This is a genomic window from Streptomyces sp. NPDC050422 (assembly GCF_044458665.1).
GTDB lineage: Bacteria > Actinomycetota > Actinomycetes > Streptomycetales > Streptomycetaceae > Streptomyces.
Genome location: NZ_JBITIE010000012.1, coordinates 119653 through 146295, shown reverse-complemented (window position 1 = coordinate 146295; position 26643 = coordinate 119653). Strand labels below are relative to the sequence as shown.

29 protein-coding genes, 1 tRNA gene and 1 riboswitch are annotated in these 26643 nt (G+C 67.9%); of the genes, 11 read left to right on the top strand and 19 right to left on the bottom strand.

Annotated features, from left to right (window positions below; all coding sequences use genetic code 11):
• Positions 1-33: 33 nt before the first annotated feature.
• Positions 34-909, bottom strand: a complete 876-nt coding sequence (locus ACIBJG_RS20515) for an ABC transporter permease (protein ID WP_399309093.1) — start codon at positions 907-909, stop codon at positions 34-36.
• Positions 902-1702 carry an ABC transporter permease gene (locus ACIBJG_RS20510; RefSeq protein ID WP_399309091.1) on the bottom strand — a complete coding sequence of 267 codons (801 nt, stop codon included), beginning with the start codon at positions 1700-1702 and terminating at the stop codon, positions 902-904. The genes ACIBJG_RS20515 and ACIBJG_RS20510 overlap by 8 nt, the downstream gene beginning before the upstream one ends.
• 172 nt (positions 1703-1874) lie before the next feature.
• Between ACIBJG_RS20510 and ACIBJG_RS20505 the strand changes: the two genes are divergently transcribed.
• Complete coding sequence (locus tag ACIBJG_RS20505; RefSeq protein WP_399309089.1) at positions 1875-4292, top strand: transglycosylase domain-containing protein; 2418 nt, start codon at positions 1875-1877, stop codon at positions 4290-4292.
• Here the strand turns inward: ACIBJG_RS20505 and ACIBJG_RS20500 are convergent.
• From ACIBJG_RS20500 to ACIBJG_RS20490, 3 genes are all read right to left on the bottom strand, one after another.
• Positions 4286-4606 (bottom strand): multidrug efflux SMR transporter, encoded by a 321-nt coding sequence (locus tag ACIBJG_RS20500; RefSeq protein WP_018555875.1) that lies wholly within the window; start codon positions 4604-4606, stop codon positions 4286-4288. The two genes, ACIBJG_RS20505 and ACIBJG_RS20500, sit on opposite strands and share 7 nt — an antisense overlap.
• 39 nt (positions 4607-4645) lie before the next feature.
• Positions 4646-4711: riboswitch (guanidine-III (ykkC-III) riboswitch) on the bottom strand.
• Between the two features lie 57 nt (positions 4712-4768).
• The gene (locus tag ACIBJG_RS20495; protein WP_136325477.1) at positions 4769-5107 is read right to left on the bottom strand and encodes a co-chaperone GroES; all 339 of its coding nucleotides are present in this window, start codon (positions 5105-5107) and stop codon (positions 4769-4771) included.
• 45 nt (positions 5108-5152) lie between these two features.
• Positions 5153-5473 carry a DUF3618 domain-containing protein gene (locus ACIBJG_RS20490; RefSeq protein WP_399309087.1) on the bottom strand — a complete coding sequence of 107 codons (321 nt, stop codon included), beginning with the start codon at positions 5471-5473 and terminating at the stop codon, positions 5153-5155.
• A 127-nt stretch (positions 5474-5600) separates the two neighbouring features.
• Here ACIBJG_RS20490 and bcp point away from each other — a divergent pair, with 127 nt between their 5' ends.
• The 5 genes from bcp (at position 5601) to ACIBJG_RS20465 (ending at position 9328) form a co-directional block, all read left to right on the top strand.
• Entirely contained in the window at positions 5601-6068 is a 468-nt protein-coding gene (gene bcp, locus ACIBJG_RS20485; protein ID WP_399309085.1) for a thioredoxin-dependent thiol peroxidase, read from the top strand.
• A 153-nt stretch (positions 6069-6221) separates the two neighbouring features.
• Complete coding sequence (gene proP / locus ACIBJG_RS20480; RefSeq protein WP_399309083.1) at positions 6222-7718, top strand: glycine betaine/L-proline transporter ProP; 1497 nt, start codon at positions 6222-6224, stop codon at positions 7716-7718.
• 160 nt (positions 7719-7878) lie between these two features.
• Positions 7879-8532: an HNH endonuclease gene (locus ACIBJG_RS20475; protein WP_399309081.1), complete on the top strand. Its 654-nt coding sequence runs from the start codon at positions 7879-7881 to the stop codon at positions 8530-8532.
• Positions 8529-9197 (top strand): HNH endonuclease, encoded by a 669-nt coding sequence (locus ACIBJG_RS20470; protein ID WP_399309079.1) that lies wholly within the window; start codon positions 8529-8531, stop codon positions 9195-9197. The genes ACIBJG_RS20475 and ACIBJG_RS20470 overlap by 4 nt, the downstream gene beginning before the upstream one ends.
• 47 nt (positions 9198-9244) lie before the next feature.
• Positions 9245-9328: transfer RNA gene (locus ACIBJG_RS20465), tRNA-Leu, on the top strand.
• Between the two features lie 61 nt (positions 9329-9389).
• Here ACIBJG_RS20465 and rdgB read toward each other — a convergent pair.
• From rdgB to ACIBJG_RS20445, 4 genes are all read right to left on the bottom strand, one after another.
• Positions 9390-9992 carry an RdgB/HAM1 family non-canonical purine NTP pyrophosphatase gene (rdgB, locus tag ACIBJG_RS20460; RefSeq protein WP_399309077.1) on the bottom strand — a complete coding sequence of 201 codons (603 nt, stop codon included), beginning with the start codon at positions 9990-9992 and terminating at the stop codon, positions 9390-9392.
• Positions 9993-10024: 32 nt separating this feature from the next.
• Complete coding sequence (locus ACIBJG_RS20455) at positions 10025-10420, bottom strand: hypothetical protein (RefSeq protein ID WP_399309075.1); 396 nt, start codon at positions 10418-10420, stop codon at positions 10025-10027.
• A gap of 110 nt (positions 10421-10530) precedes the next feature.
• A complete protein-coding gene (gene rph, locus ACIBJG_RS20450; protein ID WP_399309073.1) occupies positions 10531-11268 on the bottom strand; it encodes a ribonuclease PH in 738 nt (245 codons plus the stop codon).
• 131 nt (positions 11269-11399) lie between these two features.
• A complete protein-coding gene (locus ACIBJG_RS20445; protein ID WP_018517946.1) occupies positions 11400-11633 on the bottom strand; it encodes a glucose PTS transporter subunit EIIB in 234 nt (77 codons plus the stop codon).
• A 222-nt stretch (positions 11634-11855) separates the two neighbouring features.
• On the opposite strand from ACIBJG_RS20445, the gene ACIBJG_RS20440 reads away from it, so the two are divergent.
• Both ACIBJG_RS20440 and ACIBJG_RS20435 read left to right on the top strand, forming a co-directional pair.
• A complete protein-coding gene (locus ACIBJG_RS20440) occupies positions 11856-13166 on the top strand; it encodes a PTS transporter subunit EIIC (protein WP_399309071.1) in 1311 nt (436 codons plus the stop codon).
• A gap of 271 nt (positions 13167-13437) precedes the next feature.
• Positions 13438-14688 (top strand): PTS transporter subunit EIIC, encoded by a 1251-nt coding sequence (locus tag ACIBJG_RS20435; RefSeq protein ID WP_399309070.1) that lies wholly within the window; start codon positions 13438-13440, stop codon positions 14686-14688.
• A gap of 75 nt (positions 14689-14763) precedes the next feature.
• Here the strand turns inward: ACIBJG_RS20435 and ACIBJG_RS20430 are convergent, their stop codons facing one another.
• The 8 genes from ACIBJG_RS20430 to clpS form a co-directional block, all read right to left on the bottom strand.
• Entirely contained in the window at positions 14764-15516 is a 753-nt protein-coding gene (locus tag ACIBJG_RS20430) for an MBL fold metallo-hydrolase (protein ID WP_399309068.1), read from the bottom strand.
• A gap of 401 nt (positions 15517-15917) precedes the next feature.
• A complete protein-coding gene (locus tag ACIBJG_RS20425) occupies positions 15918-16868 on the bottom strand; it encodes a PLP-dependent cysteine synthase family protein (protein WP_399309067.1) in 951 nt (316 codons plus the stop codon).
• On the bottom strand, positions 16868-17146 hold the full coding sequence (locus ACIBJG_RS20420) for a MoaD/ThiS family protein (protein ID WP_399309065.1): 279 nt from the start codon (positions 17144-17146) through the stop codon (positions 16868-16870). Before ACIBJG_RS20420 ends, ACIBJG_RS20425 begins: the two co-directional genes overlap by 1 nt.
• 130 nt (positions 17147-17276) lie before the next feature.
• Positions 17277-17402: a putative leader peptide gene (locus tag ACIBJG_RS20415; RefSeq protein WP_399309063.1), complete on the bottom strand. Its 126-nt coding sequence runs from the start codon at positions 17400-17402 to the stop codon at positions 17277-17279.
• A 121-nt stretch (positions 17403-17523) separates the two neighbouring features.
• A complete protein-coding gene (locus tag ACIBJG_RS20410) occupies positions 17524-17955 on the bottom strand; it encodes a Mov34/MPN/PAD-1 family protein (protein ID WP_399309061.1) in 432 nt (143 codons plus the stop codon).
• A gap of 91 nt (positions 17956-18046) precedes the next feature.
• The gene (locus ACIBJG_RS20405; RefSeq protein ID WP_399309059.1) at positions 18047-19483 is read right to left on the bottom strand and encodes an amino acid permease; all 1437 of its coding nucleotides are present in this window, start codon (positions 19481-19483) and stop codon (positions 18047-18049) included.
• Between the two features lie 311 nt (positions 19484-19794).
• A complete protein-coding gene (locus tag ACIBJG_RS20400; RefSeq protein WP_399309057.1) occupies positions 19795-20379 on the bottom strand; it encodes a DUF2017 domain-containing protein in 585 nt (194 codons plus the stop codon).
• A gap of 78 nt (positions 20380-20457) precedes the next feature.
• The gene (gene clpS / locus ACIBJG_RS20395; protein ID WP_398955684.1) at positions 20458-20763 is read right to left on the bottom strand and encodes an ATP-dependent Clp protease adapter ClpS; all 306 of its coding nucleotides are present in this window, start codon (positions 20761-20763) and stop codon (positions 20458-20460) included.
• Between the two features lie 110 nt (positions 20764-20873).
• Between clpS and ACIBJG_RS20390 the strand changes: the two genes are divergently transcribed.
• Together ACIBJG_RS20390 and ACIBJG_RS20385 are read left to right on the top strand one after the other, a co-directional pair.
• Positions 20874-22202: a nicotinate phosphoribosyltransferase gene (locus ACIBJG_RS20390; protein ID WP_399309055.1), complete on the top strand. Its 1329-nt coding sequence runs from the start codon at positions 20874-20876 to the stop codon at positions 22200-22202.
• Between the two features lie 251 nt (positions 22203-22453).
• Positions 22454-23041 (top strand): isochorismatase family protein, encoded by a 588-nt coding sequence (locus ACIBJG_RS20385; protein ID WP_399309053.1) that lies wholly within the window; start codon positions 22454-22456, stop codon positions 23039-23041.
• A gap of 3 nt (positions 23042-23044) precedes the next feature.
• Here the strand turns inward: ACIBJG_RS20385 and ACIBJG_RS20380 are convergent, their stop codons facing one another.
• Positions 23045-23377, bottom strand: coding sequence for a hypothetical protein (locus ACIBJG_RS20380; RefSeq protein ID WP_399309051.1), 333 nt, complete (start codon positions 23375-23377; stop codon positions 23045-23047).
• A 126-nt stretch (positions 23378-23503) separates the two neighbouring features.
• Positions 23504-25909 (bottom strand): immune inhibitor A domain-containing protein, encoded by a 2406-nt coding sequence (locus tag ACIBJG_RS20375; RefSeq protein WP_399309049.1) that lies wholly within the window; start codon positions 25907-25909, stop codon positions 23504-23506.
• Between the two features lie 369 nt (positions 25910-26278).
• On the opposite strand from ACIBJG_RS20375, the gene ACIBJG_RS20370 reads away from it, so the two are divergent.
• Positions 26279-26620 (top strand): hypothetical protein, encoded by a 342-nt coding sequence (locus tag ACIBJG_RS20370; RefSeq protein WP_399309047.1) that lies wholly within the window; start codon positions 26279-26281, stop codon positions 26618-26620.
• The last annotated feature ends 23 nt before the right edge of the window (positions 26621-26643 follow it).

Genomic DNA, 26643 nt, shown 5'->3' with positions numbered 1-26643 from the left:
CCCGCTCGCCCCGCGTCAACTTCCCGTACTGCGTCAACTTCCCGTACTGCGGTACGCCCGCAGCCCCGCCCGCCACGCCAGACCTGCCAACGCCCAGCACACAGCCGCCACCAGCGGCGGCAGGAACGCCACCCACTCCGGCAGCCCCAGCGGATAGTCCCGGCCCAGCACATACAGGGACGGCAGCCAGTTCACGAAGGCCAGCGGCACCACGAACGTCACCCCGCGCACCAGGTCCGTCGCGAAGACCGTCGGCGGGTACTGGAGCAGCGTCGCGCCCCCGTACGTGAAGGAGTTCTGCACCTGCGAGGCGTCCTGCGCGACGAACTGGAACGCCGCCCCCGCCACGAACACCGCGGCGAAGATCGCTCCACCGCTCAGCACCATCAGCGGCACCAGCACCACCTTCGCCACCGTCCAGTCGATGTCCAGCGTCACCAGCGCATAGCCCAGCACCAGCAGCCCCTGGGTCACCCGCCCCAGCCTGCGCAGCGCGAACCGGTCCGCCGCCACCTGCGCGAGCACCGGGACCGGCCGCACCAGCAGCGTGTCCAGCGTGCCGTCCCGCACCCGGCGCCCCAGCCGGTCCATCGACCCCATCAACAGGTCCGCCAGACCGAAGGCCGTACCCGCGGCCCCGTACAACAGGGCGATCTCCGGCAACGTGTACCCGCCCAGCACATCCACGTGCGAGAACATCAGCAGGATCGTGACGAAGTCGAACGCCGTCGCCGCGAAGTTCCCGAACGCCATCATCACGAACGACGCCCGGTACGCCATCGTCGAGCGCAGCCACATCGCCACGATCAGCCCGTACGCCCGGACCCCCTCGACCACACGCGACCGCGGGACGGACACCACCCCCGGCACATCCACCACCGTGTCGACCGCGTCCACCACCTCAGCCACCCTGGACCACCACCCTCCGCGTCGCCACCGACTGCAACAGCCGCCCCGCCAGCAGCAGCGCCAGCGCCCAGCCCGCCTGGAACGCGTACACGCCCGCCAGATCCCAGCCCGTGTGCTTGCCGAGGAACACATCGGCCGGCACCTGCAGCAGCGCCGACCACGGCAACGCCCGCGCCACCTCACCCAGCAACCCCGGGAACAGATTCAGCGGCAGCAGCATCCCCGAGAAGAACATCCCCGCCAGGAACGCGATCTGCGCCGCCCCCGCCCCGTCCATCAGCCAGAACGCCGACAGCGCCACCAGATAGCGGATCGCGAAACTCACCACGACACCCAGCGACACCGCGACCAGAAAGGCCACCCAGGTCCCCGGCGACGCGGGCATCGCCAGATCGAAGGCGAGCGAACCGAGAATCATCGGCACGATGCCGCGCCCCAGCAGATGAAAGCCCGCCCGGCCCAAGTCCCCGGCCAGCCACCACAGTTGCATATCAACCGGCCGGTAGAGATCGACCGCGATGTCACCCGTCCGGATCCGCTCGATCAGCTCGTCCTCGAAGCCGCCGCCCATCATCACGCACGTCATCAGCAGCGCCTGGCCCAGCCACACGTACGTGAGCGCCTGCGACATGTCGTAACCGCCGAGCTGCGGACGCTCGTCCCACAGCGCCGCGTACGTGTACGCCAGAATGAAACCGAAGACGGTGTTGGTGAAGATCCCCGCGACCGTCTCGATCCGGTACGTGGCATAGCGCCGGAACCCTCCCGCCGCCACCACCGCATAGAGCCGCACCACAACCACCCCCCGCGATCGGGGTGCCCCGCCGCGCGCGGACACCAAAGCGCAGGAGCCTAGTCCAGCCGGGGCAACCGCCGCGACCGCTTTACGGAGGTCGATCCGGTAGTTATTCCACAGAAAAGTGCAGTATGGGAGAACTGACCGCGGCCGAGGAGTCTGCACCGACATGAGCGACGAGCCACAGCAGCAGAACGGGGACCCGGACGACCGGGGCTGGACCCCCAGAGACCTGTCTGCCGACGCTGGCGCCCCCGCGGAACAGGGCACCCCGGCCACCGCCAGCAACGGCGCGGGGAAGGGGAAACAGAAGAAGCCGAAACGCCCCAAACGCACCGGCTGGCGCCGCGCCATCCCCACCTGGCGCATGGTCCTCGGCTCCATCCTCCTCATCGCACTGGTCCTGATCGGCGGATTCATCGCCGGCTACCAACTCGTCGACATCCCGCCCGCCAACGCCAGCGCCACCGCCCAGTCCAACGTCTACCTCTACAAGGACGGCAGCGTCATCGCCCGCGACGGCGAGGTGAACCGCGAGAACGTCAGACTCGCCCAGGTCCCCCGCACCGTCCAGCACACCGTCCTCGCCGCCGAGGACCGCGACTTCTACTCCGAACGCGCCGTCGACATCAAGGCGATGTTCCGGGCCGGCTGGAACACCCTCACCGGCAAGGGCAAACAGGGCGGCTCCACCATCACCCAGCAGTACGTCAAGAACTACTACCTGGGCCAGGAACAGACCGTCGTCCGCAAGATCAAGGAATTCTTCATCGCGATCAAACTCAACCGCGAGGAATCCAAGGACCAGATCTTCGAGGGCTACCTCAACACCAGCTACTTCGGCCGCAACGCCTACGGCATCCAAGCCGCCGCCCAGGCCTACTACAGCAAGGACATCGGCGACATCACCACCGCCGAAGGCGCCTACCTCGCCTCCCTGCTCAACGCCCCCAGCGCCTACGACGTCATCACCCACCCCGAGAACAAACCCGCGGCCCTCGCCCGCTGGAACTACGTACTCGACGGCATGGTCAAGGAGGACTGGCTCGGCGCCGGCGAACGCGCCGCCCTCACCTTCCCCATGCCCGGCCCCGTCAAGCCCGCCAACAGCCTCTCCGGACAACGCGGCTACATCGTCCAGGCCGTCGACGACTACCTGATCCAGAACGACATCCTCGACGAGAAGACCCTCGCCACCCGCGGCTACCGCATCACCACCACGCTGGAGAAGAAGAAGCAGGACGCCCTCGTCAAAGCCGTCGACGACAACGTCATGTCCAAGACCAGCAAACAACGCAAGGCCGACCGCGACGTCCGCGTCGGCGGCGCCTCCATCGACCCCGCCGACGGCCGCGTCCTCGCCATGTACGGCGGCGTCGACTACACCCAGCAGTACGTCAACAACGCCACCCGCCGCGACTACCAGGTCGGCTCCACCTTCAAACCCTTCGTCTTCACCTCCGCCGTCGCCAACCGCTCCACCACCCAGGACGGCCGCCGCATCACCCCCAGCACCCTCTACGACGGCACCAACAAACGCATGGTCCAAGGACCCGACGGCCCCACCGGATACGACCCCGCCAACGAGGACGACCGCAGCTACGGACCCATCACCGTCCGCACCGCCACCGACAAATCCGTCAACGCCGTCTACGCCCAAATGGCTGAAGACGTCGGCCCCGAGAAGGTACGCGCCACCGCCATCGACCTCGGCATCCCCAAGAACACCCCCGACCTCACCGCCTCACCCTCGATCGCACTGGGCCCCTCCACCGCCAGCGTCCTCGACATGACCGAGGCCTACGCCACCCTCGCCAACCACGGCAGACACGGCGCCCACGTCCTCGTCGGCAAGGTCACCAAGGACGGCGAGAGCGTCAAGCTCCCCGACCGCACCACCCGACAGGCCGTCACCCGCGAAGCCGCCGACACCACCACCTCGATCCTCCGGAGCGTCGTCGACGGCGGCACCGGCACCGCCGCCCAGGCCGCCGGCCGCCCCGCCGCCGGAAAGACCGGCACCGCCGAGGAGGACAAGGCCGCCTGGTTCGCCGGCTACACCCCCGACCTCGCCACCGTCATCGCCGTCATGGGCCAGAACCCCGACACCGGCGCCCAGAAACCCCTCTACGGAGCACTCGGCCTCCCCCGCATCAACGGCGGCGGCGCCCCCGCCCAGACCTGGGCCCAGTACACCGGAGCCGCCCTGCGCTCCACCCCCGTCGAGGACTTCCAGCTCGACCTCGAGGCCGGCACCGACGAGACCGAACTCCCCAACGAGGAGAACACCGCCCCCGGCACCACCACCCGCCAACCCTCCCGAACCCCCTCCAGCACAGCCCCGAACACCCCGACCAGCACCCCGCCCACCACCCCGTCCACCCCACAGACCACCCCCGGCACCACCGACAACCCCATCGGCGGCATCACGGACGGCGGCACGGACAACGGAGGCGGCGACAACGGGGGCGGCGACAACGGCGGCAGCACAGGCGGCGACAACGGAGGCCGGGACAACGGAGGCGGCACCGGCCTCTTCGAAGGCCCCCGCGGCACCCGCGCCCCCGCCGCCCCCACCCGTCAGTGACCCGACGTCGCCTTCAGCCCCACCACAGCCACCAGCAACAGACACACGAAGAAGATCCGGGCCGCCGTCACCGGCTCATGCAGCACCACCATGCCCAGCACCGCCGCACCCGCCGCACCGATACCGACCCACACCCCGTACGCCGTACCGATCGGCAGAGTCCGCGCCGCATGCGACAGCAACAGCATGCTCGCGACGATCCCCAACCCCGTGAACACACTCGGCCACAACCGGGTGAACCCCTCGGTGTACTTCATCCCGATCGACCAGGCCACTTCCAGCAGACCCGCGACCACCAACAGAACCCACGCCACGACAGCACCTCCGACGACACAGAACACACGAAAAACACGGGTGCGTCGTCTTTACGGAAACCCGGTACGGCGCGTCTCGTCGGGGTCCCACCACCGTAGCAAAGAACAGGCAAAAGGCCCGGTGACCGCAGTCACCAGGCCTCGACCCACACTCCCCGGGCCCTACAGATACAACCCGGTCGAATCCACCGAACCCTCGAACCGGTCCGCAGCCACCGCATGCAGATCCCGCTCCCGCATCAGCACATACGCCACGCCCCGCACCTCGACCTCGGCACGGTCCTCCGGGTCGTACAGCACCCGGTCCCCCGGCTCCACCGTCCGCACGTTCTGCCCCACCGCAACCACCACGGCCCACCCCAGCCGACGCCCGACCGCAGCCGTCGCCGGAATCAGAATGCCGCCGCCCGAACGCCGCTCACCCTCGGGCGAATCGGACCGGACCAGCACACGGTCGTGCAACATCCGGATGGGCAGCTTGTCGTCGCTGTTCTCGCTCACGCCCCGCAACCTACCCGGCCCCGGGACAGACACCCGCCCCGGGTCTCAACGCTTCCCACGCCGCCTGGACACAACGACCAGACCCACCACACCCACCGCGAGCAACGCCGCCGGAATCACCCGCTCCAGACGCGGCGCACCGTCCTCCGACACGAACTGCGCCTTCACATCCGACACCGTCCGGTTCACCGCGACGAACGCCCGCCCGGCCGTCCGGTCCACGGCCTGGGCCGCCTTCGCCTTCGCGTCACCAACGATCGTCTTCGGGTGCACCCGCACCCCGATCTCATCGAGCACCACCGCGAGCTGCTCGCGCCTGCTGATGATGTCCGCCTCGATCTGCGCAGGGCTCCTGGCATCCGACACTGCGCCGCCTCCGTGGTCCTCGTCCGGTAAACCTTCATCGACAGTCTGTCAGCTCGACCGCTCCCGCACCCGGCGGCACCCCTATTACTCTCGGTCCCGTACACCCCACGTACCAACGAGGAGAACCATGAGCGAGCGACTCCAGCCCGGCGACACCGCCCCCGCCTTCACCCTCCCCGACGCCGACGGGAACGACGTCTCGCTCGCGGACCACAAGGGCCGCAAGGTCATCGTCTACTTCTACCCGCGCGCCTCGACCCCCGGCTGCACCAAGCAGGCCTGCGACTTCACCGACAACCTCGACCTCCTGACCGCCGCCGGCTACGACGTCATCGGCATCTCCCCCGACAAGCCCGAGAAGCTCGCGAAGTTCCGCGACGAGGAAAACCTCAAGATCACCCTGGTCGGCGACCCCGCCAAGGAGACCCTGGAGGCCTACGGCGCCTTCGGCGAGAAGAAGAACTACGGCAAAACGGTGATGGGCGTCATCCGCTCCACGATCGTCGTCGACGAGAACGGCAAGGTCGAGCACGCCTTCTACAACGTCCGCGCCACCGGCCACGTCGCCAAGATCATCAAGGACCTCGGTATCTGACCGAAGCCCAAACCGGCCGGAAACCCCCCCACGGATTGGGCCGAACGGCCGAAACGTGTGATGGACATCCCAATCCTCGGGCGAATCGGTTTGCAACCGCCATGACCGCGCAGAAGCCTTTCCTGGAACACCCACCAAGGAAAGGACCCGGCCATGGCGGCCTCCGACCCCCACCAGGCGGCCGACCCCGAAGCGGTCAAACGCCACCCCGCCCTCTTCCGTGCCATCCGAAAACGCCAGAACCCAAAGCTGCGCAGGACGGACATCACCGTCACGGACGACCAAGCGGTCAAGCGCGCGGTCAAGGCGGCGTCGCTCGGTAACGCCATGGAGTGGTTCGACTTCGGTATCTACTCCTACCTGGCCGCCACCCTGGGCCATGTCTTCTTCCCTTCCGGGAACGACACCACCCAGCTCCTCTCCTCCTTCGCCACCTTCGCCGTCGCCTTCCTCGTACGGCCCCTCGGTGGGATGTTCTTCGGCCCCATGGGCGACAAGATCGGCCGCAAGAAGGTCCTCGCCCTCACCATGATCCTCATGGCGGTCGGCACCTTCGCCATCGGCGTCATCCCCTCCCACGACACCATCGGCGTCGGCGCCCCCATCCTCCTCATCCTCTTCCGGATGCTCCAGGGCTTCTCCACCGGCGGCGAATACGGGGGCGCCTCCACCTTCATCGCCGAGTACGCCCCCGACAAACGACGCGGCTACTTCGGCAGCTTCCTTGAATTCGGCACCCTCGCCGGATACGTAGGAGCCGCCGGCCTCGTCACCGCGCTCTACGCCCTCCTCACCGACACCCAGATGGAAGCCTGGGGCTGGCGCATCCCCTTCCTCGTCGCCGGACCCCTCGGCCTCGTCGGCCTCTACCTGCGACTGCGCCTCGACGAGACCCCCGCCTTCCAGAAACTGGAGGGCGGCACCGCACACGCCACCGAGGCCGCGGACGGCGTCGAGACCACCGCCAAGGGCGACCTCGCCAAGATCTTCCGCAACTACTGGCCGACGCTGATCCTCTGCATCTGCCTGGTCGGCGCGTACAACATCACCGACTACATGCTCCTGTCGTACATGCCGACGTACCTCTCCGACGAACTCGGATACAGCGAGACCCACGGCCTGCTGATCCTGCTCGCCGTCATGGTGTTCCTGATGCTGATCATCAGCCAGGTCGGCAAGCTGTCGGACCGCTTCGGCCGTAAACCCCTCCTCATGACGGGCATGATCGGCTTCCTGGTCCTCTCCCTGCCCGCCTTCCTCCTGATCCGCCAGGGCAGCATCCCCGCGATCACGATCGGCATGCTGATGCTGGGCCTCTCCCTGGTCTGCATGCTCGGCACGATGTCCGCAGCCCTCCCGGCCCTGTTCCCGACGAACGTCCGCTACGGGTCCCTGTCGGTGGGCTACAACCTGAGCGCGTCGCTCTTCGGCGGTACGACCCCGCTGGTCATCACGGCCCTGATCAGCTGGTCCGGGTCCAACCTGATGCCGGCGTATTACGCGATGGCGGCGGCGCTGGTGGGCGTGATCGCGGTGGCCTGCATGAAGGAGACCGCGAACAAGCCGCTGGCGGGGTCGCCGCCGTCGGTGGAGACGAGCGCGGAGGCGGAGGAACTGGTCGCGGCGCAGACGCCGGACCCTAAGTTCTGACCCGTCCCGTCCTGTACGGGGAATGGCCCGCCCCGCTTCGGTTGTCGCCGAAGCGGGGCGGGCCATTCCGCATCTTGTCGGATATCGGACGTGACTCTCCGATAAACGGTTCGTTACTCCGTACGAGGTCGCGAACGGGCGGCCGGATACGGAGGGGAACGTGCCAGCCAGCCTTTACACCCGCGAGCGGCTCTCGGAGGCCGCCTCATCGTCGCGGACGTTGTCTGAGGCATTGACGAAACTGGGGGTCGACCCGAAGAGCCGCACTCGGGGCTACCTCCGGGAACGGATGCGGAAAATGGGGGTGAGTACCGGGCATTTCGAGCGCGAGGGGGCTCGCTGGACCAAAGACGTCCTTGAGCCCGTGGTCGCCGCATCGAGAAGCGTGCATGAAGTAGTGCAGCGTCTCGGTCTCGAGATGGTTGGTGGACACCACACCAACATCAGCCGCCGGATCAAGTCGTACGGCCTCGACACCTCCCACTTCGTCAAGCCCTCACGAGCAGGTGTCAAGCAGCGTCGCCGCACACCTCAGGAACTACTGGTCGAGGACGATTCACCTCACGCACGCCGCGTTCCCGGCGCCCGGCTCAAAGTCGCGATGACGGCGCTCGGCGTCGCGGAGCGGTGCGCCGACTGCGGGACGGAACCGATGTGGTGTGGCCATCCGCTGATCTTGGAGGTTGACCACATCAACGGCAGGTGGCGCGACAACCGACTGGAGAACCTGCGATTGCTCTGTCCCAACTGCCACTCGACGACGGACACCTACCGCGGCCGCGGCAAGAGGCGCCAAGCAGGTGCTGGACTATGAGCAAGAGGCGCGCGTACACCCGCGAGCGACTGATCGAGGCGGCCGAGCAATGCGCCGATGTCGACGCGGTCGTAGCGTTCTTCGGGACAACTCCCTACAACAGACTGAAGAGGTACCTGCTCGACCGCTTTGCCCACTTCGGCATCGACGTCTCCCACTTCCAGCGCTGCAACCCTGACACCCACGCGACGCCTCCTGCGATATCCGTTGTGCAAGAAGCAGTGGAGGTCTCTCGATCCGTCGCTGAGCTGCTCCGGAGACTCGGCCTTCCTGACAACCGGCGCCAGCGGGCTCTGCTGCGCGAGTGGATCATCGAAATGGGGCTTACGACCTCACACTTTCTCGGCCAGGCGCACCAGCGCGGTCTACCCGGCACCACACCCCTCAAGCCCGCTGCCGAGGTCTTGGTCAAACACGAACGCAAAGGTCGCACGAAGTCCACGTTGCTACGGCGAGCGCTCGCGGAAATCGGCGTGCCTGAGCGGTGTGCGGGGTGTGGAACCGGCCCGAGCTGGCAAGGCAGGCATCTGACCCTCGAGGTGGACCACATCAACGGCGACTGGGGCGATGACCGCGCCGAGAACCTTCGGCTCCTCTGCCCGAACTGCCATGCCATCACGTCCACGTGGTGCCGCGGGGGCGCGCGCCGAACAGCGGCGGAGTAAGGCGCCTACCACCTCGGCGGCCTGCCCGGTACCATGTCAGGCGGCTAGCGGCGGTGGTGCAGAGGTGACACAGCAGACTTAGGATCTGTGGCCCGTGAAACGGCTTGAGGGTTCGAATCCCTTCCGCCGCACCGAAACGGCCTGTCCGTCGAATCATCGACGGACAGGCCGTTAGTGCGTTCCGGGCGGCACTCACCCCACCAACTCCCGCACCACCGGCACCAACGCCCGGAACGCCTTCCCCCGATGGCTGATCGCGTTCTTCTCCGCCGGGGTCAGTTCCGCGCAGGTGCGGGTCTCGCCCTCCGGCTGGAGGATCGGGTCGTAGCCGAAGCCGCCCGTGCCGGACGGGGTGTGGCGCAGGGTGCCGAGCAGGCGGCCCTCGACCACGCGTTCCGTGCCGTCGGGGAGAGCAAGGGCGGCGGCGCAGGCGAAGTGGGCCGCGCGGTGGGCGTCGTCGATGTCGGAGAGCTGAGCCAGGAGCAGGTCCAGGTTGGCGCGGTCGTTGCCGTGGGTGCCGGACCAGCGGGCCGAGAAGATGCCGGGAGCGCCGCCGAGTACGTCGACGCAGAGGCCGGAGTCGTCGGCGATGGCGGGGTGGCCGGTGGCCTGGGCGAGGGCGTGGGCCTTGAGGAGGGCGTTCTCGGCGAAGGTGACGCCGGTTTCCTTGACGTCGGGGATCTCCGGGTACGCGTCCGCGCCGACGAGTTCGTGGGTGAGGCCTGCGTCGGCGAGGATCGCGTGGAGTTCGGTGATCTTCCCGGCGTTGCGGGTGGCGAGGATGAGGCGGGTCATGGGTCGATTATCGCCGCGCCGGGGTGAGGGCGTTACGGGGTGCAGACCTTGCCGATCTCCGTTGCCGTGTCGGTGACGGGCTTGATGTCGGGGGTGGCGTCGCCCTTGTCGATGGAGTCGCGGACGTTGCCGACGCCGGCCTGGAGGTCGTCGACGGCCTTGCTGAGGTCGGCGTTGTCGGTCTTGTCGCCGAGGTTGCCGAGCTCCTTCTCGATCTCGTCGAGTGATTCGGAGGCCTGGGTGGGGTCGCTGGAGGCGTTGGCGACGGCCTGTTGGAGGTTGTCGACGCTGGTGGCGATGGCGTCGGCGGTACGGACGCAGTCGAGTGTCTTGTCGAGGGCGCCGCAGCCGGCTGCGGCCGTGACGGTGAGCAGTGCGGCGGTGATGGCCAGTGCGGTGCGGCGGTGACGTCGGTGGCGCGTGGCCATGGTGGGTCCCTCCCCGGGTGCGGATATGCGGACGGGCGCACGGTTCGATCCGTGCGCCCGTATGCGTATCGACGCTGCGCGGGGGGACTTGGTTGCTTCTTTACCCGGATCTACTCGCCGAGGGTGCGGGCGAGTGCGTCGTTCTGGAAGGCGGTGAGGTCGACGCAGCCTGCGGTGGCGAGGTCGAGGAGGGCGTTGAGCTCGTTGCGGTCGAAGGGCTCGGCTTCGGCGGTGCCCTGGATCTCGACGAAGCGGCCGTCTCCGGTGCAGACGACGTTCATGTCGGTCTCGGCGCGGACGTCCTCTTCGTAGCAGAGGTCGAGGAGGGGGGTGCCGTCGACGATGCCGACGCTGATGGCGGAGACGGTGCCGGTGAGCGGCTTGCGGCCGTGCTTGATGATCTTCTTGCCCTGGGCCCAGGTGATGGCGTCGGCGAGGGCGACGTAGGCGCCGGTGATGGCGGCGGTGCGGGTGCCGCCGTCGGCCTGGAGGACGTCGCAGTCGAGGACGATGGTGTTCTCGCCGAGGGCTTTGTAGTCGATGACGGCGCGCAGGGAGCGGCCGACGAGGCGGCTGATCTCGTGGGTGCGGCCGCCGATCTTGCCGCGTACGGATTCGCGGTCGCCGCGGGTGTTGGTGGAGCGGGGAAGCATGGAGTACTCGGCGGTGACCCAGCCTTCGCCGCTGCCCTTGCGCCAGCGGGGGACGCCTTCGGTGACGGAGGCGGTGCAGAAGACTTTGGTGTCGCCGAAGGAGACGAGTACGGATCCTTCGGCGTGCTTGCTCCATCCGCGTTCGATGGTGACGGGGCGGAGCTGGTCGGGGGTGCGGCCGTCGATACGAGACATGGCGTCGACTTTATCGGGTGTGGGGTGTGGGCCGTTCCGGTGTGGGGCGGGCGCCAGGTACGCCGCAGGCCCCGTCCTGGTGGGCGGGGCCTGCGGGGTGTCGGGCGGGGGCCCGTGGGTTCAGCGGTGGGTCACATCATGTCTTCGATGTCGGCGGCGATGGGGTCGGCGTCGGTGCCGATGACGACCTGGATCGCGGTGCCCATCTTGACGACGCCGTGGGCGCCGGCGGCCTTGAGCGCGGCTTCGTCGACCTTGCTCGGGTCGATGACCTCGGTGCGGAGGCGGGTGATGCAGCCTTCGACCTCTTCGATGTTCTCGATTCCGCCGAGCCCGGCGACGATCTTCTCAGCCTTGCTGGCCATGGCCTTCTCCCTGGTTCTTCACGTACGTGCGACGGCCCACCCTGGGTCCGTTTCGTCACGGTAACGCACGGTTGGCCCAACTTCGCGAGCGAGTGGCCGGACCATCACCAATGATGACGATCACCGGCGCCCTGTCTTCCGGGCGGGCTCCGCACCGTACCGCAACTGGTCTACACCAGTGTGCAACACCCGCCAACCGTGGCCTGTTCCGGGAGGACGCCGATGAGCTCAAGCAGCGCAGCGATTCCACAGAAGAAGTGGTGGAACGGCCTCTTCCAAGGCCTCCAGAAGATGGGGCGCAGCCTTCAGCTCCCGATCGCCGTCCTGCCGGCGGCAGGAATTCTCAACCGGCTCGGCCAGCCGGACGTGTTCGGTGACGAGGGGCTCGGCTGGAACAACATCGCCAAGGTGTTCGCGGCGGCCGGTGGTGCGCTGCTGGACTCGGGGCTCGGCCTGCCGCTGCTGTTCTGTGTGGGTGTCGCGATCGGCATGGCGAAGAAGTCGGACGGTTCGACGGCGCTGGCTGCTGTGACGGGGTTCCTCGTCTTCTACGCGGTGCTGCACGCGTTCCCGGTGGACTGCGAAAGTGGTTCGACGTTCGTGTCGGGCGGTACGTGGTTCGGTACGTGTGTCACGGGTGACGCGCAGGTGACGGCGGCCGAGTACCAGAACCCGGGGGTGTTCGGCGGCATCGTGATGGGCCTGCTGTCGGCCTGGTTCTGGCAGCGGTATCACCGGGTGAAGCTGGTGGACTGGCTGGGCTTCTTCAACGGCCGTCGGCTCGTCCCGATCATCATGGCGTTCGTCGGTCTGCTCTTCGCGGCGCTGTGTGCGTGGTTGTGGCAGCCGATCGGTGACGGCCTGACGAGCTTCTCGAAGTGGCTGGTGGACCTGGACTGGGCGGGTTCGGGCATCTTCGGTGTGGCCAACCGCGCGTTGCTGGTGATCGGTCTGCATCAGTTCCTGAACACGTTCGTCTGGTTCCAGTTCGGTGACTACACGAAGCCGGACGGGACGATGGTGCACGGTGACATCAACCGGTTCCTGGCGGGTGACCCGACGGCGGGTCAGTTCACGACGGGCTTCTTCCCGATCATGATGTTCGCGTTGCCGGCGGCGGCGCTGGCGATCTACCACTGCGCGAAGCCGCATCGCCGGAAGGCGGTCGGCGGCATGATGGTCTCGGTCGGCCTGACGTCGTTCGTGACGGGGATCACGGAGCCGATCGAGTACTCGTTCCTCTTCGTGGCGCCGCTGTTGTACGCGATCCACGCGGTGCTGACCGGCGTCTCGATGGCGGTGACGTGGGCGCTCGGGGTGAAGGACGGCTTCAGCTTCTCGGCGGGTCTGATCGACTACGTCATCAACTGGAGTCTGGCGACGAAACCCTGGCTGATCATCCCGATCGGGTTGGCGTTCGCCGTCCTGTATTACGTGATCTTCCGGTTCGCGATCACCAAGTTCAACCTCCAGACGCCGGGCCGAGAGCCCGACGAGGTGGAGGAGGAGATCGAGAAGAACCTCACGAAGTAGCTATTCTGACCTCTGACCAGGGCTAATACCTTGGTCGGCGAAGGCCCCCGGACCTCCGGTCCGGGGGCCTTCGGCATGTCACTGTGCGTGCGTGGTGGCTACTGCGAAGTAGTCGGAATTTGCAGGTTCCTTATCTAACCCTCACCGTGCTACAACTGGTCTACACCACTCAGTGGTCCAGACCACGCGCCGCCGCGGCGGCGCGTTTCTCGAGTCGTCGCCCACCCAAACACCCTGTCCCTGGCGGCGCCTTGCCTACTGGAGGAAGTTGATGAGTACGGCCACCGCTACGGCGGCCCCCGCGAAGAAGCGGGGCTCCGGCGTGTTCCAGGGCCTGCAGAAGGTGGGACGCAGTCTCCAGCTGCCGATCGCCGTGCTGCCGGCCGCGGGCATTCTGCTCCGTCTCGGCCAGCCCGACGTCTTCGGTGACGACGGTCTCGGCTGGCACAAGGTCGCCTCCGTGTTCGCCACCGCGGGCGGCGCGGTCTTCGACAACCTTCCGATGCTCTTCTGCATCGGTGTCGCCATCGGGTTCGCCAAGAAGTCGGACGGCTCCACGGCGCTGGCCGCCCTCGTCGGCTTCCTGGTCTACAGCAACGTCCTCAAGGCATTCCCGGTCACCGAAGCGGTGATCCAGAAGGGCGAGGACACCGCCGCGACGTTCAACAACCCCGGTGTGCTCGGCGGCATCCTGATGGGCCTCGTCACCGCGATCCTGTGGCAGAAGTTCCACCGCACCAAGCTGGTCGACTGGCTGGGCTTCTTCAACGGCCGCCGGCTCGTCCCGATCATCATGGCCTTCGTCGGTGTGATCTTCGGTGTCTTCTTCGGCCTGGTCTGGGAGCCGATCGGTGAGGGCATATCCAACTTCGGCGAGTGGATGACCGGTCTCGGTTCCTTCGGCGCCGGCCTCTTCGGCCTGATCAACCGCGCGCTGCTGCCCGTCGGCATGCACCAGTTCGTCAACACCGTCTCGTGGTTCCAGCTGGGTGACTTCACCGACGCCACGGGCGCCGTCGTGCACGGCGACCTGAACCGCTTCTTCGCCGGTGACCCGACCTCGGGTCAGTTCATGTCGGGCTTCTTCCCGATCATGATGTTCGGCCTCCCGGCCGCCGCCATCGCCATCGCCCACGCCGCTCGCCCCGAGCGCCGCAAGGCCGTGATGGGCATGATGGTCTCCCTCGCGCTGACCTCGTTCGTCACCGGTGTGACCGAGCCGATCGAGTTCTCGTTCATGTTCATCGCGCCGCTGCTCTACGCGATCCACGCGGTCCTGACCGCCCTGTCGATGGCCATCACCTGGGCACTGGGCGTGCACGCCGGGTTCACCTTCTCGGCGGGCTTCATCGACTACGCACTGAACTGGAACCTGGCGACCAAGCCGTGGCTGATCATCCCGATCGGTCTCGTCTTCGGAGCGATCTACTACGTGCTCTTCCGCTTCGCGATCAGCAAGTTCAACCTCACCACCCCGGGCCGTGAGCCCGAGGAGGAGATCGAGGACCTGACCAAGGCGTAAGCCGGGTCCTCACGACGACAGCTCGAAGCCCTCACCTTCCCGGCGGAAGGTGAGGGCTTCGTCGTGCGTCGCGCCTCAGATCTCGTACACCGCGCCCGGGACGGCCAGTTCCGTCGGGCCGTCGAAGACCTCTTTGGCGTCGGCGAGGTTGCGGTCGGCGTCGGTCCACGGCGGGATGTGGGTGAGGACCAGGCGGCCCACCTGCGCGCGGGCGGCGAGTTCGCCCGCCTCGCGGCCGTTGAGGTGGAGGTCCGGGATGTCCTCCTTGCCGTGCACGAACGACGCCTCGCAGAGGAAGAGGTCGGCTCCCTCCGCGAGCTCGTCCAGGGCCTCGCAGGTGCCGGTGTCGCCGGAGTACGTGAGCGAGCTGCCGCCGTGCTCGATGCGGATGCCGAACGTCTCGACGGGGTGGCAGAGCTTCTCCGTACGCACCGAGAAGGGGCCGATGTCGAACGAACCGGGCTTCAGCGTGTGGAAGTCGAAGACCTCGCTCATCGCGTGGTCGGACGGGGTGTCGGCGTGCGCGGTGGTGAGCCGCTGCTCCGTGCCGTCGGGGCCGTAGACCGGGATGCGGGCCGGGCGTCCACCGTCGTGCGGGTAGTACCGGACGACGAAGTAAGCGCACATGTCGATGCAGTGATCGGCATGGAGGTGACTGAGGAAGATGGCGTCGAGGTCGTAGAGACCGACATAACGCTGCAGCTCGCCGAGGGCGCCGTTGCCCATGTCGAGGAGCAGCCTGAAGCCGTCGGCCTCTACGAGGTAGCTCGAGCATGCCGATCCCGCGGACGGGAACGAGCCGGAGCAGCCGACGACGGTGAGCTTCATGGAGCGTGAACCTCCGAGACGTGGGAACGGGGAGGGTTCGTGCGGTTCGTTGAGCGTTTGTTGAGCGTAAGGCGCGAAAGAGGTGGTCGCTCCTTCGGGGCGGGTTGTTGTGGGGGAACTCACCTGTGCTGTCACCGGTTCGATGGAAGCGGGGCGCCCCTGGGGGCGCGGCTGGGGGGTGCGCCTGCGGCGGGCTTGTTCCCCCTCCCCGCCCCTTCCCGTAACCGGGGCTCCGCCCCGGGCCCCGCGCCTCAAACGCCGGCGAGGCTGGATCTCAAGCCCCTCCGGCGATTGAGGAGCGGGGGTGTGGGGGCAGCGCCCCCGCGAAACGGCGGACGCCGGGGGCCCGGACCGGTGTGGTCCTGGCCCCCGGCGTCCGGGGTGGGTACAGCGCGCAGGCGCTACGCCCAGAGCTGGCCCTGCAGTGTGGCGATCGCCGCTTCCGTCGTGGGCGCGGTGTAGACGCCCGTCGACAGGTACTTCCAGCCGCCGTCGGCGACGACGAAGACGATGTCGGCCGGCTCGCCGGCCTTGACCGCCTTGTTGCCGACGCCGATCGCGGCGTGCAGCGCGGCGCCGGTGGAGACGCCCGCGAAGATGCCCTCCTGCTGGAGGAGTTCGCGGGTACGCGTGACGGCGTCGGCGGAGCCGACGGAGAAGCGGGTGGTGAGGACGGAGGCGTCGTAGAGCTCGGGGACGAAGCCCTCGTCGAGGTTGCGCAGGCCGTAGACAAGGTCGTCGTAGCGCGGTTCGGCGGCGACGATCCTGATGCCGTCGACGTTCTCGCGCAGGTAGCGGCCGACGCCCATGAGGGTGCCGGTGGTGCCGAGGCCGGCGACGAAGTGGGTGATGGAGGGGAGGTCGGCGAGGATCTCGGGGCCGGTGGTGGCGTAGTGGGCGCCCGCGTTGTCGGGGTTGCCGTACTGGTAGAGCATCACCCAGTCGGGGTGCTCGGCCGCGAGTTCCTTGGCGACGCGGACGGCGGTGTTGGAGCCGCCGGCCGCCGGGGAGGAGATGATCTCGGCGCCCCACATGGCGAGGAGGTCGCGCCGTTCCTGGGAGGTGTTCTCCGGCATCACGCAGACGATGTTGTAGCCCTTGAGCTTGGCCGCCATGGCCAGCGAGATGCCGGTGTTGCCGCTGGTGGGTTCGAGGATGGTGCAGCCGGGGGTGAGCCGGCCGTCCTTCTCTGCCTGCTCGACCATGTGGAGCGCGGGGCGGTCCTTGATCGAGCCGGTGGGGTTGCGGTCCTCCAGCTTGGCCCAGATGCGGACGTCGTCCGACGGTGACAGCCGCGGCAGGCGGACGAGCGGGGTGTTGCCCACTGCGGCGAGCGGGCTGTCATAGCGCATCAGTTCATGCCGCCGGCGACGGCCGGGAGGATGGTGATGTTGTCGCCGTCGCTGAGCTTGGTGGTGATGCCGTCGAGGAAGCGGACGTCCTCGTCGTTGAGGTAGACGTTCACGAAGCGGCGGAGCTGGTCGCCGTCGACGATGCGCTCACGGATGCCGGCGTGGCGGCTCTCCAGGTCCGTGAAGAGGTCGGCGAGGGTGTCCCCGTTGCCTTCGACGGCCTTGGCGCCGTCGGTGTAGGTGCGGAGGATGGTCGGGATGCGGACCTCGATGGCCATGGCGTGGGCTCCTGTCGAAGCGGAGTGGTGGCGGTGGGCGTGGGGCGCGCGGCTCTGCCCCCGCGCAGGGGTTGGTGCTGGTGCGTGCAGGTGGCGTCCGGTGGGGCGGTGCCGGCCGCCTCGGCCCGGCTCAGGCCTCGCGGCCGGTGGTCCGGTGGTTCGTACAGATCGCGCTGGCGAGTCGGCACAGGTCGACGTGCAGGCGCGCCACGAGCAGCGTGCCCGGCGTCTTGTCGCTCACGTCATGGGGAACCATGCGCTCATCGTATCGATTCCCGGTCCGGGATCCGGAATGTGATCTCACCTGATGGATGGTCGGCGTTCGGCAGGTGGACAGGGCCGGGCGGGCGGCCCTGTCCGGACGCTGCGGGGGCGGGTCAGGCGGCGGGGTACGCGGCGACGACCTCGACGTCCTCCTCGGTGATCTCGCCGTCCACGATGCGGTACGAGCGGAACTGGAAGGGCCCTGCCTCGTCGGCGTCGGCGGTCGACACGAGGATGTAGTGGGCGCCGGGTTCGTTGGCGTACGTGACGTCGGTGCGGGAGGGGTAGGCCTCGGTCGCCGTGTGCGAGTGGTAGACGATCACGGGCTCCTCGTCGCGGTCGTCCATGTCGCGGTAGAGCTTGAGGAGGTCGGCCGAGTCGAACTCGTAGAACGTGGGCGAGCGGGCCGCGTTGAGCATGGGGATGAAGCGTTCGGGGCGGCCGGTTCCGGCGGGCCCGGCGACCACGCCGCACGCCTCGTCGGGGTGGTCGGCGCGGGAGTGCGCGACGATCTGGTCGTACAGCGCCTGGGTGATGGTCAGCATGGCGCCCAGGATAGGACGACGGGCCCCCGCGTACCGAGGAGTGGTACGCGGGGGCCCGCATCGTGGACCGGGCCCCTGTGGGGCCTGTGGTTCAGCGGCCGGCGAAGGCCTTGTTCTCGGGGTTGCGGGCCTTGAGGACCAGGTAGGAGACGCCGAGGATCAGGGCCCACAGCGGGGCGCAGTAGAGCGAGATCCTGGTGTCCTTGTCGATGCCCATCATGACGATGACCATGCCGATGAAGGCGAGGGCGAAGACGCTGGTGTACGGGGCTCCGGGGGCCCGGAAGGTGGACTGCGGGAGGACGCCCCGGTCGGCCAGGCGGCGGTAGCGGAGCTGGCTGATCAGGATCATGATCCAGGCCCACATGCCGGAGATGGTGGCGAAGGAGACGACGTAGGTGAAGGCGTCGCCGGGCCACTGGTAGTTGATCCAGACGCCGACGAGCATGAGGGCGGCGGAGACCGTGGTGCCGACGAGGGGGGTGCCGCTCCGTGTCAGGCGGGTGAAGAGCTTCGGGCCCTGTCCGTTGAGCGCGAGGTCGCGCAGCATGCGGCCGGTGGAGTACATGCCGGAGTTGCAGGAGGAGAGCGCGGCGGTCAGGACGACGAAGTTGACGATGCCCGCGCCGAGACCGAGGCCCATCTTCTCGAACGCTTCGACGAACGGGGAGACGCCCGGTGAGAACTCGGTCCAGGGGACGACCGAGAGGATCATGATGAGGGCGCCGACGTAGAAGACGGCGATGCGCCAGGGCACGGTGTTGATGGCCTTGGGCAGGACGGTCTTGGGGTCCTTGGACTCGCCCGCGGTGACGCCGACGAGTTCGACGGCGAGGAAGGCGAACATCACGATCTGCAGCGTCATCAGGGTGCCCTTGATGCCGTGCGGGAAGAAGCCGCCGTCGGACCAGAGGTGGGTGACGGACGCGGTGTCGCCGGCGTCGGAGAAGCCGAGGGTGAGGATTCCGGCGCAGATGAGGATCATGCCGACGATGGCGGTGACCTTGACCATCGAGAACCAGAATTCGAGTTCGCCGAACAGCTTCACGGAGATCAGGTTCACGCCGTACAGGATGATCGTGAAGATCAGTGCGGACACCCATTGCGGAATGTCGAACCAGAACGTCATGTACTGGGCGGCTGCGGTGACTTCGGTGATTCCGGTGACGACCCAGAACAGCCAGTAGGTCCAGCCGGTGACAAAGCCTGCGAAGGGGCCGATGAATTCGCGGGCGTACTCCGAGAAGGAGCCCGAGACCGGGCGGTACATGAGGAGTTCGCCGAGTGCCCGCATGATGAAGAAGATCACCAGGCCCGCGATGGCGTAGGCCAGGATGAGGCTGGGTCCGGCCTTGGCGATGGCTTTGCCCGCGCCCAGGAAGAGGCCGGTGCCGATGGCCCCGCCGATCGCGATCATCTGGATCTGGCGGGCGCCGAGTGCTCTCTGGTAGCCCTCGGCGGATGTGGTGGCATCCGCGGCTGCGGCGTGCGGGCCCTGTCCCTTGTCGTCGACCTGCGCCGATGTCATGTGCTGCGCCTTTCTCCACGCCGATCCGCGCCTTATGGCTGCGGATCAGGTCCTGATCCCCCCCGGATATGGATGGAGTGCTGCCGGTGGTTGCCGGACTCGTAGCGCCTACCCGGGAACAGGGGTGGCGTCCCCGAGTGGTCGTGAAGATTTATCACGGGCACATCGGTGATCCACCGGACATTATGTGGCGCACACCACAGGAAAAAGCGGACAACGGTGGCCAGGCCGCTGCAAAGAAGGCTGTTCAGGTGACGCGATCGTTATTCGGATTTGAGCGTTCGTTGAGCGAACGGGCGGTGACCGGTCGTTTACGGCATCAGTGTTTCGATGAGTGTTTCCTGGAGGGCGCCCAGCCAGAGGTACGCCATGACCATGGGCTTGCGCGGGTCGCTGTCGGGCAGCCGGTAGAGGGAGCCGTCCTCGCCCCCGTCCTCGTCGGAGACCTCCAGGCGGGTGCCGATGGTGAGCCGGAGGTCGTTGAGAGAGCCCAGCCAGCTGCGGCATTCGTCGGCGGTGAGGGTGAGTACGGCGGCGCCGCCCTCGCCTGGCGTGAGCGCGTCGAGGGTGCGGACGACGACGAGGGCGTCGTCGCGCTTGCGGGTGCGCAGGTCGTTCTCGGTGAAGCGGCGGAACTCGGCGGACGCGGCGCGCAGTTCGGTGTCGTCGTCGCCGTAGGCCTCGGGGAAGAGGCGGGCCAGGGCGGGGTCGGAGGGCGGTTCGCTGGGGCCCTCGGCGAAGAGGGCTGCGAGCGGGTCCTCGCCCTCGGCGGGTTCGTCGCCGGGGCCGATGAGTTCGAGCAGCTGGACGGCGAGGGAGCGCAGGATCGCGATCTCCACCTCGTCGAGCGCGACGGCCGCGCCGCCGCCGGGGGTGGCCTCGAAGTGGCCGGCCATGGGTTCTCTCCGATGGTGGTCGGGCGGAGCGGGCGTGGGGTGGGGTGGCGTGAGGTGGGGCGGGGTTGAGCGAGGGGGTCAGTTGCGGTCCTGGGTGAGGGTGGCCCACAGTCCGTAGCCGTGCATGGCCTGGACGTCGCGTTCCATCTCTTCGCGGCTGCCGCTGGAGACGACGGCCCGGCCCTTCTGGTGGACGTCGAGCATCAGCTTGTGGGCCTTGTCCTTGGGGTAGCCGAAGTAGGCCTGGAAGACATAGGTCACGTAGCTCATCAGGTTGACCGGGTCGTTGTGGACCAGCGTCACCCAGGGGACGTCGGGCTCGGGGACAACGAGGTTCTCCTCGGCCGATTCGGGACGTTCGATCTCTACGGGGGCGACGCTCACCTACCCCATGCTGCCACTCAGGAGGGGGCATCGCACAAACGGGGCCGGTGGCGCGGCGGGGCCGGCACCCCATCTCGTCACTTTGACGAAATAGGGGTAGCATCCCCGGCATGAACTCAGCGGACCTTGGGCGACGGGTCGGTGTGCCGTCGACCGCACTCTTCACCGACCAGTACGAGCTCACGATGGTGCAGGCCGCGTTGAAGGCCGGCACCGCCGACCGACGCTCGGTCTTCGAGGCGTTCACCCGCCGACTGCCCGAGGGGCGGCGCTACGGCGTCGTCGCGGGCATCGGGCGGGTCCTGGACGCGGTGGAGAACTTCCACTTCGACGACGAGATGCTCGCCTTCCTGCGCGACCAGAACGTCGTCGACGGGCCCACACTCGACTATCTGGCGGACTACCGCTTCAGCGGCGACATCTGGGGCTACCCGGAGGGCGAGGTGTACTTCCCGGGCTCGCCGATCCTGCGGGTCGAGGGCTCCTTCGCCGAGTGCGTGCTGCTGGAGACGGTGATCCTGTCGATCCTCAACCACGACTCGGCGATCGCCGCTGCGGCCTCGCGGATGTCTGCGGCGGCGGGCGGGCGCGGGCTGATCGAGATGGGTGCCCGGCGCACGCACGAGCTGTCGGCGGTGGCCTCGGCCCGTGCCGCGTACATCGGCGGTTTCGACACGACGTCGGACCTGGCCGCTGGCTTCCGCTACAACATCCCGACCGTGGGCACGAGCGCCCACGCGTTCACCCTGCTGCACGACTCCGAGCGTGACGCGTTCCGGGCACAGGTCGACTCCCTGGGGCGTGACACGACGCTGCTGGTCGACACGTACGACGTCACCGCGGCGGTCCGTACGGCGGTCGAGGTGGCCGGGACGGAGCTGGGGGCGGTACGGATCGACTCCGGCGACCTGCTGCTGGTCGCGCACCGGGTGCGCCAGCAGCTGGACGAGCTGGGCGCGACGGGGACGAAGATCGTGGTGACGTCGGACCTGGACGAGTACGCCATCGCCTCGCTGGCCGCGGCGCCGGTGGACGCGTACGGGGTGGGCACGCAGCTGGTGACCGGCAGCGGGCACCCCACCTGCTCGATGGTCTACAAGCTGGTCGCCCGCGCCGCCTCGGCGGATCCGGCGGACGAGCTGCGGCCGGTGGCGAAGAAGTCGATGGGCGCGAAGTCCTCGAAGGGCGGTCGCAAGTGGGCGGCCCGCCGGCTGGACGAGGACGGGGTGGCCGAGGCCGAGGTGATCGGCACGGGCCCGGTCCCGGCGGAGCTGGCCGGACGGCAGCTGCTGGTGGAGCTGGTCAAGGGCGGCGAGGTCGTTGCGCGGGAGCCGTTGGACGCGGCTCGGGAGCGGCATATCGCTGCGCGGGCGGGGTTGCCGATGTCCGCGATGCAGTTGTCGCGGGGGGAGCCGGTGCTGCCCACGGAGTACGTGTGAGTGCGGTGCGGTGCGGGGTGCCCAGGGTGCCCGGTGATCGCTTTTGTCCTCAATCGCCGGACGGGCTTGGATGTGCCCACTCGGGCTTGAATGTGCCCGGACGGGCTTGAATGTGCCCGGACGGGCTTGAATTGCGCCGGCGGGCCTGATTTGCGCGGGCGCCCCCTCCCTAACGCAAGCCTGATTCCCTAGGCTCGATGCCACCCCCCGTAACCGCTGCTCACCCACTCCCCCACCGAAGGACACCCGCCATGCACCGCGCCTTGATCGTCGTGGACGTTCAGAACGACTTCTGCGAAGGCGGGAGCCTCGCGGTGGAGGGGGGCGCCGATGTCGCCGCCGCCATCACCGACCTGATCGGTGAGGCCCAGCCGGGCTACCGGCACGTGGTGGCCACCCGTGACCACCACGTCGACCCGGGCGACCACTTCTCTGTGGAGCCGGACTTCGAGCACTCCTGGCCCACGCACTGCGTCGCCGGTACGGAGGGCGTGGGGTTCCACCCCAATTTCGCCCCCGCGGTCGCCTCCGGGGCGATCGACACCGTCTTCGACAAGGGTGCGTACGCCGCCGCGTACAGCGGGTTCGAGGGCCAGGACGAGAACGGGGCGGGGCTGGCCGAGTGGCTGCGTGACCGCGGGGTCACCGAGGTCGACGTGGTCGGCATCGCGACCGACCACTGCGTCCGGGCCACCGCGCTCGACGCCGTCCGTGAGGGCTTCGCCACGCACGTACTGCTGGATCTGACCGCGGGCGTCGCCGAGGCGACGACGGACCGGGCGCTGGCCGAGCTGCGGGACGCGGGTGTGGTGCTGTCCGGCAAGCCGGTGGTCGGCTGAGGGTCAGCTCTGCCGGGCCGGCAGGGCGGGCCTCAGGAGGGCGCGTATCGGGTGCCAGAGCTCCTGGGCCCGCTCGGGTCTCGCGCGCCACAGCAGGCCGTCGGGGTGGTGCAGGACGGCGGTGATCTCGTCCGGCGTGGGCGGCTCCGCGTTGCCGCGGAGGTAGACGGCGCGCAGGCCCAGATTGCGCAGCCGGGTCAGTGCGCGGGCCCGGTTCGCCGCGTGTACCAGGACGCGTACCGGAGTGTCCGGTCCCACGCTCTCCGCCGGGCTCGGCAGCGTGATCGCGACGACCACACTGCCGTTCGGCAATTTGCTGAATCCTCCGCCTGCCATGCTCCGCGCTCCCCCGTGAGACGTCGTGTGTCAATAAGAAACCGAACAAGAGGCACCTAAACACGATCGGCCGCCGCCCGCTAGAGGGCGACGGCCGATCATGCTTTGACCTGCGATTTTACGGAATTACTTCTTCGAGGGACCCACCTTGACGGTCACCGTGGAGCCGTTGAGCGGCTCGTTGACGATCGAGATCCGGGTGTTGGTGTCAGCTACCTGCACGCTTCCGGTCTTGTTCTCCTTGTACCAGTAGGTGCCCTTGTGGTCGTCGAAGACCGGAACGCCGAGCTGCGGCTTGATCTTCGTGGCCACGTCACCGTTGTGCAGCGTGAAGCCGTCGGTGGGGTACCAGCTGAACGGAGCGTCGAAGGGCTGGATCTTGTTGCGCATGACCGTGCCGTCGGACCACTTCAGCGGCTTGGCGTGCGCGTCGATCGGCAGGATCAGGCCCTGACCCGGGTGGGTCGAGACGTTGTTGTCCTTCTGGGAGGTGTCCCACAGCCAGATGAGCAGGCCGTTCTGGTACGGGTAGTGCTCGACCCAGTCCGGACGGGTGTTGGCGAACCCGAAGTTGTACGGGCCGACCTTGAGGGTCTGGTCGTACGAGACGTACTGGCGGTTCTCCGCGAAGTAGAACTGCGGGTAGTCCTTGGTGAAGGACGAGCCCACCCGCGAGAAGCCCTTGACGGTCCAGCCGTTGTCGTCGCCCTCGGCGTTGTCCGTGAAGAGCGCGGCACCGTCGGCGTTGACCGCGATGGTGTCGGCCGCGAAGCCGACGCCGCCCGCGCCGCCGTCGGTGGCGTAGCGGAAGCGGATGTCGATCTTCTTGCCGGCGTAGGCGTCCAGCGAGTACGAGAGCTTCTGGTACTTGCCGGAGACGTCGGTCAGGGCCGGCTTGTCACTGGCGTCGCGCGGGATGGCCACGCCGTCGGCGGTGCCGTCGATCGCGGTCCAGCTGGTGCCGCCGTTGTCCGACACCTCGGTGTAGAGGTAGTCGTAGTCCTTCTCGATGTCCCACCAGCCCGCGAGGTCCAGGGAGGCCTTGGACTTGCCGGTCAGGTCGACCGGACGGGACAGGGTGTTGCTGAGGTTGTCGCCCGCGTCGCTCCACCACTGCTTGGCGCCCTCGGCGGGCGTCGTGACGTCGGTGGTGACGGCCTTGTCGGGCAGCTCGACGACGAGCGCCTGCTTGTTGCTGGTGTTGTACTCGGAGACGCCCAGCTTGTGGGTGGACTTCGTCGCGGCCTTGGCCTTGTCGTAGTCCAGCCAGCCCAGCTGGTACTTGTCCCAGGCGGTCATGTCGCCCGGCAGGTCACCGATGCTGTTCTTACCGGTACCGAGCCAGGAACCGGCCGACATCAGCGACCAGAAACCGACCGAGTTCTCGGCGGTGTTGGTCGTGTCGTACAGGTCCGGCAGACCGAGGTCGTGGCCGTACTCGTGGGCGAAGACGCCCAGGCCGCCGTTCTCGGGCTGTGCGGTGTAGTCGCCGACCCAGATGCCGGTGTCACCGATCTGGGTGCCGCCGGCCTTGTTGTCGGCCGGGCCGGTCGCGCCGGCGTTGGTGCCGTAGGCGTACCAGCGGTGCGCCCAGATGGCGTTGGTGCCTTCGACGCCGCCGCCCGCGGACTCGTCCTCGCCGGCGTGCACGATCTGGAAGTGATCGATGTAGCCGTCGGGCTCGTTGAAGTTGCCGTCACCGTCGAAGTCGTAACGGTCCCACTGGTCGTACTGGGCGAGATCGGTCTTGATCTGCTCGGGCGTACGGCCCTTGGCCTTCTGGTCGGCGGCCCAGGCGTTGGTGCCGTCCTTGATCATGTCCCAGGCGTTGGCGCAGTTGGTCGAACCGCAGTAGTTCGAGCCGTAGCGTGCCTCGTTGTACGGGACCTTGACCCAGTCGGAGACCTCGCCGTCGACCGAGTAGCGCCCGGAGGACGTCTTCTCGTAGTACGTCTTGAGCGAGTTCTTGCCGGCGCCCTCACCGAAGTACAGGTCCTGGAAGTGGGCCTGGTTGTAGTCGGCCTGCCAGGCGGTGCTGTTGTCCTTCTTGGGGTCCGGCTTGGCTATCTTGTTGTGCGCCGGTCCGGGCGTGCCGCCGTACTTCGGGACGGCGGGCTTGGGGCCCGCGCCGTCCGGGTCGAACATGGTCGTGTTGTCGACCTGGTCGCCGAACTCCACCAGGATGGTGAAGATCTTGTCGGTCTTCTCGCGCTGGACCTCGACGTACTTGTTGTCGTCGAGCTTGACGACCTTGGAGCCGTTGCGAGCCGACGCCTTCTTGTCGCCGGATATGACCTGTTCGAGGGCGGCCTGACGCTGGGCGTCCTGCTGCTTGCTGAACGGGCCTTCCAGGTTGTGCGCGTCGCCCTTGGCCGACCCCGGGTCCCGGCGGTCTATGGCGGAGGCGGAAGCGGCGGCGCCTGACGCCTGGTCATCTGCCTGAGCGGTGGCGAAGGCGGATGCGGTGGCGGCAGTCGCGGCCATGGCCACGACAACCGCCCCGGTGCGAAGCGCCCGTCTTTTAATGATCACGTGATGCAGTCCTCCCCGGCGCCCGCGGCTACGGCCTGGAGGTGTGAACGGGCCGCGCGCGGTAACGCGTCACAAGTGACGACATTCGACCGGAGTTACGGAAGAAAAGACAGACCTTGACTTGAACAGGCCAAGTGCACTATGCAGGAGCACGTTTCCGCTATCCGGACGACCGCTCCACGCCCGACCGGCGCGCCAAAGCCCTTCAACGGCGCGCGAGATGACTCCGTGCGCCCCCCGTGCAACGGTACCGTGGGTTAGGTGACGCTTACTACCCGTTCCGCTCGGGCATTCACCGTCGTAGAGTCACTTGACAGCGAGACCGTGTCGAGAGACTGCCCATCCGACGTCCCGAGGACGGATACCGCCATGCCGCGTCCCACTGCTGCACAGCTCTCCTACGGTTCGGTGACCGTCGTCTTCTCGACCCTCGCCATGCTGCTGCTGTCCCGTACCGAATCGGGCATCGGCATCGCCGTCATCGGCACGGCCGCGCTCGCTCTCGGTCTGCTGGTGGCCGTCACCGTTCCCCTGCCCGCGCGCAGGAACACAGCGAAAGCGGCGAGGGTCAGGGCCGCGGTGTCCGCACACCGTGACACCGTCCCCGCCGCTGCCGAACCCGAGGGCCGCACCCTCGACTCCGTACAGAGCAGGATCCCGGCCGCACGCGCCGCGTCGGAACGGGTGGGCGAACACTCGCTGCGGCGCTGACCGTCACCGCCGGGAGGGTGCCG